Annotated in this window: 15 protein-coding genes; 5 read left to right on the top strand and 10 right to left on the bottom strand. The window is 59.9% G+C overall.

Annotated features, from left to right (window positions below; all coding sequences use genetic code 11):
* A partial coding sequence (locus ERD80_RS10470) for a hypothetical protein (RefSeq protein WP_136546826.1) occupies positions 1-1,153 on the bottom strand: 1,153 nt, incomplete at its 3' end.
* A 171-nt stretch (positions 1,154-1,324) separates the two neighbouring features.
* On the opposite strand from ERD80_RS10470, the gene ERD80_RS10465 reads away from it, so the two are divergent.
* Positions 1,325-2,770, top strand: a complete 1,446-nt coding sequence (locus ERD80_RS10465; protein ID WP_136546824.1) for a PLP-dependent aminotransferase family protein — start codon at positions 1,325-1,327, stop codon at positions 2,768-2,770.
* Here the strand turns inward: ERD80_RS10465 and ERD80_RS10460 are convergent.
* From ERD80_RS10460 to ERD80_RS10420, 9 genes are all read right to left on the bottom strand, one after another.
* Positions 2,767-4,014, bottom strand: a complete 1,248-nt coding sequence (locus tag ERD80_RS10460; protein WP_021506895.1) for a valine--pyruvate transaminase — start codon at positions 4,012-4,014, stop codon at positions 2,767-2,769. The two genes, ERD80_RS10465 and ERD80_RS10460, sit on opposite strands and share 4 nt — an antisense overlap.
* 80 nt (positions 4,015-4,094) lie before the next feature.
* Entirely contained in the window at positions 4,095-5,069 is a 975-nt protein-coding gene (gene ghrB, locus ERD80_RS10455) for a glyoxylate/hydroxypyruvate reductase GhrB (RefSeq protein WP_058770740.1), read from the bottom strand.
* A 66-nt stretch (positions 5,070-5,135) separates the two neighbouring features.
* Positions 5,136-6,419: an MFS transporter gene (locus ERD80_RS10450; protein WP_021506893.1), complete on the bottom strand. Its 1,284-nt coding sequence runs from the start codon at positions 6,417-6,419 to the stop codon at positions 5,136-5,138.
* A gap of 175 nt (positions 6,420-6,594) precedes the next feature.
* Positions 6,595-7,542: a sugar kinase gene (locus ERD80_RS10445; protein WP_058758183.1), complete on the bottom strand. Its 948-nt coding sequence runs from the start codon at positions 7,540-7,542 to the stop codon at positions 6,595-6,597.
* A gap of 10 nt (positions 7,543-7,552) precedes the next feature.
* Positions 7,553-8,302, bottom strand: a complete 750-nt coding sequence (locus ERD80_RS10440; RefSeq protein WP_136546822.1) for a sugar phosphate isomerase/epimerase — start codon at positions 8,300-8,302, stop codon at positions 7,553-7,555.
* 158 nt (positions 8,303-8,460) lie between these two features.
* Positions 8,461-9,486 carry a LacI family DNA-binding transcriptional regulator gene (locus ERD80_RS10435; protein ID WP_058758181.1) on the bottom strand — a complete coding sequence of 342 codons (1,026 nt, stop codon included), beginning with the start codon at positions 9,484-9,486 and terminating at the stop codon, positions 8,461-8,463.
* 58 nt (positions 9,487-9,544) lie between these two features.
* Positions 9,545-10,549 carry a LacI family DNA-binding transcriptional regulator gene (locus ERD80_RS10430; RefSeq protein ID WP_104189516.1) on the bottom strand — a complete coding sequence of 335 codons (1,005 nt, stop codon included), beginning with the start codon at positions 10,547-10,549 and terminating at the stop codon, positions 9,545-9,547.
* A gap of 153 nt (positions 10,550-10,702) precedes the next feature.
* The gene (locus ERD80_RS10425) at positions 10,703-11,365 is read right to left on the bottom strand and encodes an OmpA family lipoprotein (RefSeq protein WP_021506888.1); all 663 of its coding nucleotides are present in this window, start codon (positions 11,363-11,365) and stop codon (positions 10,703-10,705) included.
* Positions 11,366-11,474: 109 nt separating this feature from the next.
* Positions 11,475-12,035, bottom strand: a complete 561-nt coding sequence (locus ERD80_RS10420) for a DNA-3-methyladenine glycosylase I (protein WP_104189518.1) — start codon at positions 12,033-12,035, stop codon at positions 11,475-11,477.
* Positions 12,036-12,222: 187 nt separating this feature from the next.
* Here ERD80_RS10420 and ERD80_RS10415 point away from each other — a divergent pair, with 187 nt between their 5' ends.
* The 4 genes from ERD80_RS10415 to ERD80_RS10400 form a co-directional block, all read left to right on the top strand.
* Complete coding sequence (locus ERD80_RS10415; RefSeq protein WP_104189520.1) at positions 12,223-12,912, top strand: autotransporter domain-containing protein; 690 nt, start codon at positions 12,223-12,225, stop codon at positions 12,910-12,912.
* Positions 12,913-12,990: 78 nt separating this feature from the next.
* Positions 12,991-13,668, top strand: a complete 678-nt coding sequence (locus ERD80_RS10410) for a hypothetical protein (RefSeq protein WP_058775604.1) — start codon at positions 12,991-12,993, stop codon at positions 13,666-13,668.
* A gap of 101 nt (positions 13,669-13,769) precedes the next feature.
* Positions 13,770-14,306, top strand: a complete 537-nt coding sequence (gene dnaT, locus ERD80_RS10405) for a primosomal protein DnaT (RefSeq protein ID WP_021506884.1) — start codon at positions 13,770-13,772, stop codon at positions 14,304-14,306.
* Positions 14,306-14,820 (top strand): ATP-binding protein (locus ERD80_RS10400; protein ID WP_136546820.1); only part of this gene is annotated, 515 nt, incomplete at its 3' end. The genes dnaT and ERD80_RS10400, both read left to right, overlap by 1 nt.

Below are 14,820 nucleotides of genomic sequence, written 5' to 3'. Positions count from 1 at the left end.
ACGGTGAATAGATCATGCATACCAGCTGGGTTTCACTAAGGCCGAAAGCGTCGAGTGCGAACTGCGCGGCGCGCTGGCGTGCGCGGGCAATCGCGGCATCATCCTGATAGCGCGCGGCCATCTCATCGATCAGCTGCGGTGGAAAGTCCTTCTGCACCATCAGGCCGAGCGCAAAGCGCACATATTCGCGAATGCCTTCGGCGTAGCTGCGCTGCAACAGCGTCTCCGCACGCAGACCGCGAATATGTGCCATTAACGTCGGATTGCCGCAGTCCGATTCGGAGAAGCTGAACATCAGCTCATCGAAGCGGAAATGCATGAATTCGGTCAGCAGCGCCCAGTGCGCGCCAGCCTCATAAGCAGTGTCCTGATAGATGTTGAAGAACAGCGGGTCGCGCGCCAGCTGCCAGGTAATGCGATGTGCCGGCGTGACCTGGTCAGCGCCGTAAATGTCGGCGAAGTAGCGCGCCGCCACGCCGTCCAGCGTGTGCAGAAAGCCGCTGAAGCCGCGCGATTTATCGGCCATTGGCGCATCAAACAGTTTTGACAGGTGGCGCGCCCACGCAAGGTAAGCGGTCTGTTCCTGCGGCGAATCGCCGGTGATGATCACATCGACGCCGCCATCGTAGTGCGCCGCCAGGCCAAACGAATTCACCATGCTCAGGTTGCAGGCGTTGCAGAAGGTGGAGCGCGCGTCGGCTCGGAAGCGGTGACCATTCATCAGCACATCGTCGCGGTTCTGCTGACGCACGCTCTGCGGCATCGGCAAATGGCGATCGAAGGGACGAATCTGCAGCCCGTCGGTCACCAGGCACTCGGTGAACGCGTCATCGTGGATACGCAGCGCGCGATAGACGCGGTCGATGTTTTCCATCACGCTGTCGTTCATGGCGGCATGGCGGTTAGTGCTGATGCGCAGCTGAAACGTGCTGTTGCGCTGTTGCCAGATTAACCCCTGAATGTAACGTACGTAGGCCACCATATAGCTGCTGTCTTTGCCGCCGCCATAGGCCAGCAGTACGCGGTTACGTTCGGGGTGGTTGGGATCGGGCAGGGCGGCGAGCAGTCGCTGAGCACAGTGCTGGGCGGAATCGAGAATTGCGGGCGTCAGGTATTCTTCAATTTCACTCATCATCGCGGACAGATTATTCATTTTTCACTTCATCCTTTGGCTAATAAAATCGCCGCTGCCGTGCGGGCGACAACGGGCTGGAAAACGGGCCACGAAGGTGCTGCGTGAAGCTGAATTAACAGATGCAGCCTAAAGTACTTTGAATGTAATCTGATGAATACGCACAGATCAGCACGATATGGGGTGGAACAGATGGCGGGTGAAACGCAGGAACAGGAGAGTCAGAGCAGTCGTTACCGTCAGATCGCTGAGCAGATAAAACAGGCCATTCATAGCGGATCGCTACCGCCCGACAGCCGTTTGCCGTCGGTGCGCACGCTGGCGACGCAGTATCGCGTCAGCATGACCACTGCGCTGAAAACATTACGCACGCTGGAGGATGAGCACTACGCGGTGGCGCGGCCGAAGTCTGGCTTTTTTGTCGCACCGCGTCCCACAGAGAAAAAAGTGCCGGCGGTATTCAGCGAGCAGCCGCGCGAAGTGGCGCCGCTGGATGAGCAAACCGAACTGCACCTGGCGATGCTGGGATCGGACTGCCGCGTGCGGCTCGATCTGGCCAACGGCGACATCTCGCTCTATCCGGTGAAAAAAATTGGTCTGCTGATGCGGCAGATGGGTTACAGCAAACCGGCGCTGCTCGGTAATACGGTGAAAGGCACCGGCTATGCGCCGCTCAAGGCGGAAATTGCCCGGCGCGCGGTGGATTATGGCTGCAATATCAGCGCTGATGACATCCTGGTCACTAACGGCTGCATTGAGGCGATTTCGCTGGCGCTGCGCGCCACCACGCGGCCAGGCGATATCGTGGCGGTGGAGTCGCCGTGCTACTTCGTGCTGCTACAGATGCTGCACAACCTCAACCTGCGCGTCATTGAAGTGGAAGCCGGGGCGGAGGGTTACGTTAACGTCGCGAAACTCACCGGGCTGTTCCGGCGTAAAGCGGTGCAGGCCTATCTCACTATCAACAACATCAATAATCCGCTGGGCAAAAGCATTCCCAACGAGCACAAGGCGTATATCGCGCGCCAGGCCGATGAGAATGATGTGGTGATCATTGAGGACGATATCTTTGGCGATACGGCTTTCGGCGAGCGCCGGCCGTTTCCGATGCGCGCCTTCAGCCCCAATGCCATCCTGTGCAGCGGCTTTTCCAAAACCGTGGCGCCCGGCATCCGTATTGGCTGGGTGCACAGCACCAAGTACATGCGCAAAATCGCCTCGCTGAAGTACACCACCAGCATGGGCACGTCGGTGCTGTCGCAGGCGGCGATTGCCGAACTGCTGCGCAGCGGCGGTTACGATGCGCACCTGCGCAAGCTGCGGCGCGAGCTGAAAAATCAGATCCACCATATGCGCCAGGCGGTGCTGCGCTACTTCCCGGCGGGCACGCGTGTGTCGGATCCGGAGGGCGGTTACGTGCTGTGGGTGGAGATGCCGCAACAGGCGCTGAACGTGCGCGCGCTGTTTCTCAAGGCGCGCAACGCGGGCATCGGCATCGCGCCCGGGCACATCTTCGCCACCGATCACCGCTACGATCACTGCTTCCGGCTCAACGCCGGTTTTGGCTGGAATGCCGAAGTCGAACAGGCGATTCAGCAGCTGGCGCAGTGGTGCCAGCTGTCGTTAAGCGCGGATTAAGCGTTCCAGGCGTTATCCAGCTCTTCCGCCAGAATCTGTACCGCACGCTCAATCTTGTCGCTGTCCGGTACGTAATTCATGCGCATGCACTGATGGGTGTGCGGCCAGGCCTGTTCCAGCCCCGGGAAGAAGAAGTGGCCCGGCACCATCAGCACGCCGCGCGCTTTCAGGCGCTGATACAGCGCTTCGGTGCTGATCGGCAGGTCGCGGAACCACAGCCACAGGAAGATAGCGCCTTCCGGTTTGTGGATCAGGCAGCGATCTTCGCTGATATAGCGGCGAATAATCGCGATAGTTTCGCTAACCTTGGCCTGATAGAACGGTTTAATCACTTCCTGCGACAGGCGCAGCAGATCGCCACGCACAATCATCTCGGTGGCAATCGCCGGACCGATGCTGCCTGGCGCCAGGCTGATAATGCCGTTCATGTTACCAATGGCACCGATCGTGCTCTCATCGGCAACGATAATCCCGCAACGTGCGCCCGGCAGGCCCAGCTTCGACAGGCTCATGCACAGAATGGTGTTGGGGTTCCACAGCGGACGTGCCTCACTGAAGATGATGCCGGGGAACGGCACGCCATAGGCGTTATCAATCAGCAGCGGGACGCCATGCTGCTGTGCCAGCGCATCCAGCTGCAGCAGTTCGTGGTCGGTGATGACGTTGCCGGTTGGATTGGTCGGACGCGACACGCAAATCAGGCCAGTCTCATCATTCAGCGGCAGATGGTCGAAATCGACGTGGTATTTGAACTGGCCTTCCGGCAGCAGTTCAATGTTGGGTTTGGCGGAGATGAACAGATCCTCCTCCAGCCCGGCATCGGCATAGCCGAGGTATTCCGGCGCCAGCGGGAACAGCACGCGCTTTTTGCTGCCGTCGGCGCGGCGGCCGGCGAACAGATTAAACAGGTAAAAGAACGCGCTCTGGCTGCCGTTGGTGAGCGCGATATTTTGTGGCGTCACTGGCCAGCCGAGCTCCTCGCGCAGCAGCGTGGCCAGCGCCTCCAGCAGCAGCGCTTTGCCGCGCGGGCCGTCGTAGTTGCACAGCGCTTCGTTCAGCTTGCCGTCCTGATGCATCTGCAGCAGCAGCTGACTGAAATAATCATTGATGGCCGGAATCTGCGCCGGATTACCGCCGCCCAGCATGATCGTGCCAGGCGTGCGCAGCCCTTCGCCCATATCTTCCATCAGACGAGAGATGCCGGAATGTTGCGTAAATTTGTCGCCGAACTGAGAAAAAGCCATAGGAGGTAAAAACATTGTTATCAGGGGGAAGACCACCATAGCGCCCGCAACCGGCAGGCGCAATGGCTAAAGCCGTGGGATCAGGCCAGGACCTGCGGGTTAACGCAGTTTTTCTCCACTTTACCGCTCAGCGCGGCGATCAGGTTGTCGACCGCATCGCGCGCCATGCCGTAGCGCGTTTCATGCGTGGCGGAGCCGATGTGCGGCAGTGCGACTACGTTCGGCAGCGTGAGGATTTCCGCATCGGCCGGCACCGGCTCGACTTCAAACACATCCAGCCCGGCGGCGTGAATGGTGCCGTCTTTCAGTGCGGCGGTCAGCGCCTGCTCATCGACCACCGGACCGCGTCCGGCGTTGATCAGAATCGCGCTCGGCTTCATCAGTTTCAGCTGTTCCGCACCGATCATATGGTGCGTCTGCTCGGTCAGCGGCAGGCTGATGCAGACAAAATCGCTCTCTTTCAACAGCGTTTCCAGATCGCAGGCGCGCGCGCCAAAGCGGGTTTCCGCCTCTTCATGCTGGCGGCGGGCGTTGTACAGAATGTTCATACCAAAGCCAAAGTGCGCGCGCTGTGCCAGTGCCAGACCAATGCGGCCCATGCCGAGAATACCCAGCGTCTTGTGGTGTACGTCGATACCGAAGTGCTCAGCGTCGATACTCTTTTTCCACTCACCGGCTTTGACCCACTTATCCAGCTCGGTGACGCGACGCGCGGTGCTCAGCACCAGCGCCATCATGGTATCGGCCACGGTTTCGGTCAGGACGGTGGGCGTGTGCATCAGCAGAACGTTGCGCTGGTTGAGCGCATCAACGTCAAAGTTGTCATAGCCGACGGAGACGGTAGAACAGGCACGCAGTGCCGGCATGCTGGCCAGTAGCTCATCATTCACTTTGCCGCCGGAGCCCAGCAGACCCTGCGCTGCGGCGAACTGCGCCGCATGCTGTTTCACCGTCTCCGGCGAGACATCTTTCACTTCCGTGACGCTGAAGTGCTGGTCCAGCTTGGCACGCAGGTCATCGGGCAGGCTCTTATACAGAATCACAGCAGGTTTCATTATTTGCTCCCTGTAGAACGTGTGACGGGCGACCTGAGTCGCCCGGAAAAGTCATCGCTTACGCTTTCAGGCGTGCTTCGCCCCGTGAATCGGCGGCGGCGTTTTGTTGGCCGCCGGTTTAACAATCAGCGTCAGCCACACCGACGCCAGTAGCGCAGCACCCATAAAGACATAGGAGGCGGCAGGACTGCCGGTCGCCCCATTAAGATAGCCTACGATCCATGAACCGATGAAGGAACCCAGTGCGCCCATACTGTTAATCAGCGCCATGGCACCGCCGGAAACGTTGCGTGGCAGCATCTCCGGAATGATGGCGAAGAACGGGCCATAGGGGGCGTACATGGCCCCGCCAGCAATCACCAGCAGCGCATACGACAGCCAGAAGTTGCTGGAGCCCACCATCCACGAGCCGAGGAACGCCAGTGCGCCAATCAGCAGCAGCGGCCAGACAAACAGCTTACGGTTTTGCGTCTTGTCCGACGCCCACGACACTACCAGCATGGCGATGGTCGCCACCAGATACGGTACCGCCGACAGCCAGCCCGCTTCGACCATGCCCATCTGCGTGCCGTTACGCAGAATTGACGGCAGCCACAGCACGAAACCGTACACGCCGATGCTCCAGGCAAAATATTGCAGGCACAGCAGGATAACGTTGCGGTTGCGGAAGGCTTCGCTGTAGTTGCGCACCGCTTTAATGTTCTCCTGTTCCTTCTGCAGCTGCGCCTGCAGCGCCGCTTTCTCTTCGTCGCTCATCCATTTGGCCTGGGCCGGTTTATCCTGCACCATAAACCACCAGGCAATCGCCCAGATCACCGCCGGGAAGCCCTCGATGATGAACATCTCGCGCCAGCCAAAGGAGTTAATCAGGTAGCCGGACACCACTGACATCCACAGCACCGTCACCGGGTTACCGAGGATCAGGAAGGTATTCGCGCGGGAGCGCTCGGATTTGGTAAACCAGTTGCTGATGTAGATCAGCATCGCCGGCATCACCGCCGCTTCCACCACGCCGAGCACAAAGCGGATGGCGGCCAGCATCGGAATATTGCTGACGATACCGGTCAGCGAGGCGCAGCCGCCCCACAGAATCAGACACCAGAAAATCAGTTTTTTTACGCTGCGGCGCTCGGCATAGACCGCGCCGGGGATCTGAAAGAAGAAGTAGCCAAGGAAGAACAGGGCACCGAGCAGCGATGACATGCCTTTGGTGATACCGAGATCCTCATTTATCCCTGCGGCAGAGGCGAAGCTAAAGTTCGCCCGGTCCAGATACGCCAGACTGTAGGTGATAAACACGATGGGCATGATATACCACCAGCGTTTTGGCGCGATTGTCTGCGATTTCATGGGTGACTCCTCTGGTTGAGGCGGGCGCATTCTGTGGATGCGTCTCGAAATTAGGGTGTAGAGACAGTTTTAGCGTATTGGCACGGCATCGTAGCGGCGCGATTCATCGCGCGTTGTTGACGTTGCGTCCTGCATGTGCGCAATAAATTGCGCCGCTACGGGTCCGTGCGTTTGTTTAATAATCGCCGAGCGCTGCGCGCGTCGGCAGACCTTCGCTGTCGCCGGCAACCTGAATCGCCAGCGAACCAATTTTGTTACCGCGCAGAATCGCCTGCGGCAGCGATTTCCCTTCCAGCAGCGCGCTGATCAGCCCGACCGCAAAGCCATCGCCCGCGCCGACGGTATCCACTACATTCTCCACGTGGATCGGCGCAATCTGACCCTGTTCGCCCGCGGCGGTTTTATACCAGGCGCCGTCGCTGCCGGTTTTGATCACCACTGCCCGCACGCCTTTATCGAGGTAGAAATCCGCGATCGCTTCAGGCTGACGGTAGCCGGTCAGAATCAGCCCCTCTTTTTCACCTGGCAGCACCCAGTCGGCATATTCTGCCAGCAAATTCAGCTGCTTACGCATCTCTTCTTCACTGCGCCACAGCACCGGACGCAGATTAGGATCAAAGGAGATGGTTTTGCCGCGGGCGCGCATCTCTTTTGCCGCGTGTTTAGCCAGCGCCAGCGAGCTATCGGAAAGCGCGGCGGCCACGCCGCTCAGATGCAGATGGCGCGCGCTGCCGAAATAGCTTTCGTCGAAATCATCCGGTGACAGGTGGCTGGCGGCGGAGCCTTTACGGAAATACTCCACTTCCGGATCGGAGCCGTCGTCCACGCGCGCTTTGAGCTGAAAGCCGGTGCGATAGCGGTTATCAATGGTCACGCAGCGGTGGTCAACGTGCTCTTTCGCCAGCTGCTGCAGGGTAAAACGGCCGAAGCTGTCGTCGCCGACGCGGCTGACCCAGCCAACCTGCAAACCGAGGCGCGCCAGACCAATCGCCACGTTAAGTTCGGCACCGGCAATGCGCTTCGTGAACTGATCGGCTGCGGCGAGATCGCCGGTTTGCCCGGCGATAAACATCGCCATCGCTTCACCAATGGTGACGACATCCAGCTGAGAGGTGTGTGTCATGCTCAACTCCTTACACCGCGCGCAGCAGATCGACGTAGTAGCGGGTCACCGCCAGTAAATCTGCGCCGGCTAATGGGAACTCAATACCGCGCGGTGCATCGGCCGGCAGCGCCTGCAACAGTGTGCGCCAGCTGTCGTCGGCGTCATCCAGCGCAATGGCGCGGAAGCTGTCACCGTGCGGCACCGCCGCCTTAACATGAATGTAGCTCACGTAGCGACTGAGCTGCGCCGCTGCCTGCAGGGCGTCTTCGCCGGTCCAGCGCCAGTTGCCCATGTCGAAAGTCATATCCAGCGGCAGCGCGGCATCGCAGGCGTGATGGAAGAAGTGCAGCATCGGCGTCAGCTTACTGTCCGGCGTCTGATCGTTTTCGATGACCAGCGTGACGCGCGAGCCGGCCAGCACCTCGACCAGCTGGCGATCGGCCAGCGAGACATAGTGACCCAATGCCAGCTTGAGGCGCTGAGCGCCCAGCAGCTCAGCTTCCTGCAGGAACTGCGCCAGACGCGGATTGAGCGCACCATCCGCCTGCCACAGCGCTTCCGGCACTGAATAACTGGCGCTGAGCTGATGCTGGCGCAGCGCGTCGCTAAGCGTATGCAGCTGGCACAATTCGTCGTCGCTGAACAGCTCGCGGCGGATCTCGACGCCATCGGCACCGGCCGCTTTAATCAGCGGCAGCAGCGCTGCCTGGCCGCCCAGTTCTGCCACCTTGTGCGCGCCGTAGGCGGCCGTGACCACAATAATTTCCGCTTTCGACATCTTTCCTCCAGCCTGTCTCGCTGTGCTGCCCGCCTCACCGTTATGCGCCGGACAGCACGTTAATGTGCTGTAAAAAGCTTAATGGAACCGGTTCCAAAGGAAAGTAGCAGAGTGCGGAATTATGATCCTGCTCACGAAGTGAGCCGTGAAAAGCGAGGTTAGCGCAGCGGCTGGCTGGAGCCGCGCACAATCAGCTCGCCAGAGAAAACCTGCTCGCGAATCGGCTGCTCGCTGCCTTCGATACGCGCGATCACCTGCTCCAGCGCGGCATAGCCGATCTGCCAGGTGGGCTGCTTCAGCGTGGTGATGCCGACGCCGGCCAGCGCCGCCCACTCCAGTTCGTCGAAGCCCAGCAGGCCAATGCTCTCGCCCCAGCGCAGCGTCAGGCGCTGTAACGCCCGCGCCACCTGTAACGTCAGCGCACCGTTGGCCGCCATCACCGCGCAGCGTTTGCCCGGATGGCGCTGATGAAACGCCTGCAGCACCTGTTCCAGCTGTGCCGGCTGATGCAACACCACTTCGGCATTCTCTGCCACCACCTGTGGCGCGCCGCTGATGGTATCAAAGAAGGCGGCGAGACGTTCGCGGCGGGTATTGACGCTGCCGAGCGGTTCACTGAGAAACAGCAGCGCTTCATAGCCGTTATCCAGCAGATGCCGGGTGGCGATGCGGGCGGCCTCCGGGTTGTTGAGCCCGACCACGTCGCAGGCGAAGTCGGGAATTTTGCGGTCAATCAGCACCATTGGCAGCATCGACTGCTGCAGACGGTTGAGCACCTCTTCATGCATCCCGACCGCATTCACCACAATGCCTTCCACCTGATAGCTGCTGAGCAGCTGCAGGTAGTGCTGTTCGAGATCCACTTCGTTGTTGGTGTTACACATCAGCAGCGTGAAGCCGCGCGCGCGGCACGCGGCTTCAATGCCGCTCAGCACATCCACCGAGTAGGGGTTGGTGATATCGGCAATGATCAGGCCTATCAGCCGGGTGCGGCCGCGTTTGAGTCCGCGCGCCATCTGGCTGGGGCGGTAGTTGAGGTCGGCAATCGCCTGTTCGATACGGGCTTTCAGATCCGGCGAAAGCAGATGAACTTCGCCATTCAGATAGCGGGAAACGCTGGTTTTACCGGTTTTTGCCGTGCGGGCAACGTCACTGATTGTGGCTCGTGGCGGCCTGGTTTTCATCACATACACCTGATTAATTGCATCAGGCGAAGACTATCACAGCGCGGCACCCGCGCAATCACTGTGCGTCAGAAGTGAGGCGCAGCATTGGCTGCCACAGCGTCTGTAACTGCGCGGGCGGCGCGCCTTCCAGCAGCTGCAGCACCATTTCGGCGACGCGTTCGCCAATCCGCTGCTGTGATGATTGCAGAATCGCGTTGACCGGTTGCGTGATAATCGAGTCGTGCGGCAGACCATCGTACACGTAAAGGGGAATTGCCTGCGCGCCGCTCAGACGCCCGGCCTGCTGCAGGGCAATCGCTGCGCCTTCACCGAGCGGGCTGCAGTCGGTAATGATGGCGTCAGGCTGGATAACGTGCGCCAGCCAGGCGCGGGTTTGCTGATAGCCCGCGCGGCGCGAGGGCGGCAGCGCGGCCATCCAGCCAGCCTGCTGCGCGCAGGGCGTGGCGGGCAGCGCGTCGATAAACCCCTGCCGGCGGTCAAGAATGTAGGTGCTGGGCTCGTTACCGCCGAGATAGGCGATGCGCGTATAGCCCTGCTGCTGGCAGTGCTGCGCCGCCAGTAGCGTTCCGGCATGGTTATCATAATCAAACCAGGCGTAAGGCTGCGGCAGCTGACTGCGCCCCAGCGTAAGAAAGCGAAAACCCTTCTGCTGCAGGCGCTGCAATCGTACATCCTGCGGCGTGGTATGGGTGACAATCAGCGCGTCCAGCACGCCGCTGCGCAGCATGCGCAGCAAATTGCGCTGCTGATCCTGCGGTTTGTCGGGGAGCAACAGCAGATCGATCTCGTGCAGGGCAAGGCGCTGATCGAGCGTCAGCAGCATTTCACTGTAGTAGCTGTCGTTGAGTGAGGCATTGCTGACCGGAAAGACCAGCCCGACCGCATTGGCACGGCCGGTCTTCAGGCGGCGCGCGGCGGCATTCGGGCGATAACCGCGCCGGTCGGCTTCCTCTTCGATGCGTTTGCGGGTAGCAGCGGCGACATCATCAAACCCATTCAGCGCGCGGCTCACGGTGGTCACAGAGAGGCCAAGGGCGGAGGCGATAGCTTTGAGTGACATGATGGCTTTCCACTGATCAAATTTTGATCACGCTAGCATAAAGTCATCGCTGGCTCTATCGTCCGGCGACGTTTACGCGTTATCTGCTGCTTTGCGCGTCAATAAGCGCGTAAAAACGCGTAGCCGGCCTGCAGCGGCAGACCGGCCTGTGCCTTAGCCCAGCGGACTCAGGGTAATTTCGACGCGACGGTTTTGTGCTTTACCGGCTTCGGTGCTGTTGCTGGCGACCGGGTTATCCGGGCCCATGCCCTGGGTGCGCAGGCGGTTCTGCGCCACGCCCTGCACGATCAGCGCGCTGGCGACGCTTTCTGCACGCTGCTGCGACAGGCGCATGTTCAGCGCGCGCGTGCCGGTGCTGTCGGTAAAGCCGACCACATTGACGGCGGTTTTCGGATACTCTTTCAGCACCATCGCCACGCCGGTCAGCGTATTTGCGCCGGCCGGTTTCAGGTTGGCGCTGCTGGAGTCAAAAGTCACGTTGTTCGGCATGTTCAGTACGATGTTATCGCCCTGACGCGTTACGCTGACGCCGGTGCCGCGCATCTTGTCGCGCAGTTTGGCTTCCTGCACATCCATGTAATAGCCGACGCCGCCGCCCAGTGCCGCACCGGACGCTGCGCCAATCAGCGCACCTTTACCGCGATCTTTCTTCGACGAAGAGAGCACGCCCACGCCAGCGCCCAGCACCGCGCCCAGACCCGCGCCGATGCCCGATTTCCCGGCCTGCGATTCGCCGGTATAAGGATTGGTGGTACAACCCGACAGCGCCACGCTGCCGCTCATTAACAAGGCCAGCGCCAGTACACGCTTTTTCATGAAAAAGTCCCTCATACGGAAACGGGGAAAACGCCCCAAAACGGCACTATTATGCCGTTCAATGATGGGGAAATTCGTGAGGCGCAGTCTTAATTTGTAAACTTTTGCCTTAAAGATTATCGGGATGGCAGAAACAGCTGGTTTGATGATCGTTTATCAGCCCGCAGGCCTGTAAAAAAGAGTGGCAGGTTGTAGGCCCGACGAATTTAAAACCACGCTTCTTAAGCGCTTTAGACAGCGCAATGGCCGGTTCGGAGGTGGTTGGCGCCAGCTTATAATCCGCGTAATGGTGCAAAATCGGCTGGTTATCGACAAATGACCAGATAAAGCGGGAAAAGTCTTCGCCGGTGGCCTCCAGCGCCAGCAGTGCTTTGGCATTATTGATGATGGCTTCCAGCTTGCCGCGATGGCGGATCAAACCGCTGTTCTGCAGCAGGCGCAGCAGATCGGCCTCATCCATCAGCGCCACCGCCTGCGGATCAAAATCATGAAACGCCTGGCGATAGTTCTCGCGCTTTTTCAGCACGGTGATCCATGACAGGCCAGCCTGTTGCCCCTCCAGACACAGCATCTCAAATAAGGCGCGCTTATCGGTCTGCGGCACGCCCCATTCCGTGTCGTGGTACGCCAGATAAAGCGCATCCTGTGTTACCCAGCCACATCGCTGCATTGCATCACTCCCTAAGCATGAGGAAAAAGCGGTCAGTCGCTTGACGTTTGAAAGAATCGATTAATAGTTAATCAATGGGTGCCGATAATAACGTCATGGACGTTCGCGCTGCAACTGCGTGAGCGCTTCAGGATCATCATCAATTTCAAGGCCAACCCGATCCCTTCCGGCTCGTCAGGAGTCTTTCATGTGGCAGAACAGTCAGCGGACCGGCCAGTGTCTCCTTGCGCTGGCCTTTAGCGGTGGGTGGCTACTGGTGGCGGCCCTGCCGGCGCACGCCTGGGATCAGGCCAGCGAGAGCAGCGCGCCGGATTACAATGCGATACTTGCCGAAAAAATTTCCAGTAATCATCTGATGTTGACAGAAAACCGCGACAGCGATCTGCTTGATGCCGCGCTCAATCCGCCCGGCGGCGGCATGGCGCTGCACAGCGAAACGGCCAGCGTCGGCAACTCGCCGCTGGTGAACCGCTACTCGGCAGGCTGGAACCTGCCGATGAATGACCGCCTGCGCACCGGTCCGGTGGCGCAGTTTGCCGTCGATGATTCCACCCTGAGCTGCGCCGCCTGCGCGCCGGTTGATCGTAATAACGCCGAACACATCGCTTCACTGGGCTGGCGCGTAGATTCCAGTTTTGGCTGGATATCGCCGTGGGCACAGGTGAGTTACAGCCATCAGCTCAGCTTCGACGGCACGGCCGCGCCACGCGATCGGCCGGAAGAGATGAATCGGGAAACGAACTGGATGGATGTCAGCGTCGGTGCCCGTCTGCCGCTCGGCCAGAACATGGCGGCGTTCGCCTCCTTCGCCCAGACCGGCGCGGTTAGCAGCGGCGAACAGTTCATTTACAACCTCGGCGTCAGCGCCAGCTTCTGAAGCGGCATGAAATGAGAAGTGGTGCCAGCCAGCGGAAATATAATAAGCGCGCTAATTATTTTCTGATTTGGTATCACAATGCGCGAAAACATTATTCTTATTAGCCGCGAACTGGCGGCCTTTATCATCAGTGGATTGGTGCTGGTCTTCTGTATGGCGATGGTCTACATCGACGTCAACTGGATGAACGATGCACTGCACGAAACCTCTTTCACCGAAGCGACACAGGAGCTGATGCTGGCGGCCATTGCCGCACTGTTCTTCCTCGCCGCCTGGCAGCGACCGCAGCAGCGCAGCGCGCTGATCCTGGTCGGTGGCTTCTTCAGCTGCATGCTGATTCGTGAAATGGATTTTCTGTTCGACGTGGTGCAGCACGGCGCATGGCTGTGGTTTGCGCTGGCAACGACCGCGGCCTCGCTGGCGATGGCGCTGCGTCAGCCGCGGCAAATCCTGCCGGGCCTGGCGGCACTGCTGCAGCATCGCAGCTGGCAAATGATGGCCGCCGGGCTGCTGGCGGTGCTGGTGTTCTCGCGGCTGTTTGGCATGCATGAGCTGTGGCAGCAACTGATGCTGGATGGCTATAACCGCGTGGTGAAGAACATGGCGGAAGAGGGCAGCGAGCTGTTTGGCTACAGCCTGTGTCTGGTGGCATCGCTGCGCTATCTGTGGCAAACCCGCCCGGCGCTGGCAACGGCACGCGCCAGCCGTCGCGCGGTCAGCATTGAGGCGGCTGAACCGCACTTCGCCTCGCGCTAAATCCGCGCGGTTTTATGGCGATCCCCGGTGCTAAAACAGGTACACTGACCGCTTAGCACCGGGTCGCCGGTGCACCGGGTGAGTCAACGTCAGGTTTCTTCATGTCAGTCAAAATCTTATCTTCAACGCTGGTGGGGCTGGACGGCTTTTGCCACGATCCCCTCACCACGCTGCAGCAGGCCGATAACGGCACGCTGGCGGTGCTGCACAACAATGTTCCGGCGTTTTACGCGATCACGCCGCAGCGCCTTGCGCACCTGCTGGCGCTGGAAGCAGCGGCGCAGCAGCCGAATGATGTCACGCTGGACGACAGCCTGTTTCACAGCGACGCCGCGCCGATCGCCGTACCGGTGGGCAAGTTCGCCATGTATCCGGGCTGGCAGCCGGACAGCGACTTCCAGCGCCAGGCGGCGATCTGGGGCGTGGCACTGAGCGAGCCGGTCACCGCCGCAGAGCTGGCGGCTTTCGTCGCCTACTGGCAGGCGGAAGGCCGGCTGTTTCACCATGTACAGTGGCAGCAGAAACTGGCGCGCAGCGTGCAGATGAACCGCGCCGCCAACGGCGGTCAGCCAAAGCGCGATATCACCCAGATCAGCAATACTGATTATGATATTCCCGATGGATTCCGAGGTGAGTAATGAAAACGCCGAACGATCTTTTCAGTCGCCTGAAAAAAATCATGCCCGCGGATGTGCAGCCAAAGTTTAAAAACGGCGCCGAGCTGCTGGCGTGGAATCAGGAGCAGGGCCGGCTGCGCTCAGAAGCGATTGTGCGCGAAAACCGCGCCATGAAGATGCAGCGCATCATGGGCCGCTCCGGCATCCGTGAGTTGCACATGAACTGCTCGTTCGACAACTACCGCGTCGAAAATGATGGCCAGCGCAAGGCGCTCAGTCTGGCGCGTGAATACGCCGCCGGCTTTGAGAACAGCATTGCCAGCTTCGTGTTTTCTGGTCGTCCCGGCACCGGCAAAAACCATCTGGCGGCGGCGATTGGTAACGATCTGATTCTGCGCGGTAAAAGCGTGCTGATTGTCACGGTGGCCGATCTGATGTCGAGCATGAAAGGCACCTTCAGCGGCGGCAGCGACCTGACCGAAGAGCGGCTGCTGCAGGATCTCAGCCATGTCGATCTGCTGGTGATTGATGAGAT

The organism is Pantoea sp. R102, assembly GCF_004916815.1.
Classification (GTDB): Bacteria; Pseudomonadota; Gammaproteobacteria; order Enterobacterales; family Enterobacteriaceae; genus Pantoea; species Pantoea dispersa.
This window is presented reverse-complemented; position numbering and strand designations above follow the sequence as displayed.

Excerpts from the sequence above, each read along its gene's own strand:
- ERD80_RS10430 (WP_104189516.1), bottom strand. The coding sequence starts at position 10,549 with ATGTCACTCAAAGCTATCGCCTCCGCCCTTGGCCTCTCTGTGACCACC.
- dnaT (WP_021506884.1), top strand. The coding sequence starts at position 13,770 with ATGTCAGTCAAAATCTTATCTTCAACGCTGGTGGGGCTGGACGGCTTT.
- ERD80_RS10460 (WP_021506895.1), bottom strand. The coding sequence starts at position 4,014 with ATGGCTTTTTCTCAGTTCGGCGACAAATTTACGCAACATTCCGGCATC.
- ERD80_RS10450 (WP_021506893.1), bottom strand. The coding sequence starts at position 6,419 with ATGAAATCGCAGACAATCGCGCCAAAACGCTGGTGGTATATCATGCCC.
- ERD80_RS10425 (WP_021506888.1), bottom strand. The coding sequence starts at position 11,365 with ATGAAAAAGCGTGTACTGGCGCTGGCCTTGTTAATGAGCGGCAGCGTG.
- ERD80_RS10445 (WP_058758183.1), bottom strand. The coding sequence starts at position 7,542 with ATGACACACACCTCTCAGCTGGATGTCGTCACCATTGGTGAAGCGATG.
- ERD80_RS10440 (WP_136546822.1), bottom strand. The coding sequence starts at position 8,302 with ATGTCGAAAGCGGAAATTATTGTGGTCACGGCCGCCTACGGCGCGCAC.
- ERD80_RS10420 (WP_104189518.1), bottom strand. The coding sequence starts at position 12,035 with ATGCAGCGATGTGGCTGGGTAACACAGGATGCGCTTTATCTGGCGTAC.
- ERD80_RS10415 (WP_104189520.1), top strand. The coding sequence starts at position 12,223 with ATGTGGCAGAACAGTCAGCGGACCGGCCAGTGTCTCCTTGCGCTGGCC.
- ERD80_RS10465 (WP_136546824.1), top strand. The coding sequence starts at position 1,325 with ATGGCGGGTGAAACGCAGGAACAGGAGAGTCAGAGCAGTCGTTACCGT.
- ghrB (WP_058770740.1), bottom strand. The coding sequence starts at position 5,069 with ATGAAACCTGCTGTGATTCTGTATAAGAGCCTGCCCGATGACCTGCGT.
- ERD80_RS10435 (WP_058758181.1), bottom strand. The coding sequence starts at position 9,486 with ATGAAAACCAGGCCGCCACGAGCCACAATCAGTGACGTTGCCCGCACG.
- ERD80_RS10410 (WP_058775604.1), top strand. The coding sequence starts at position 12,991 with ATGCGCGAAAACATTATTCTTATTAGCCGCGAACTGGCGGCCTTTATC.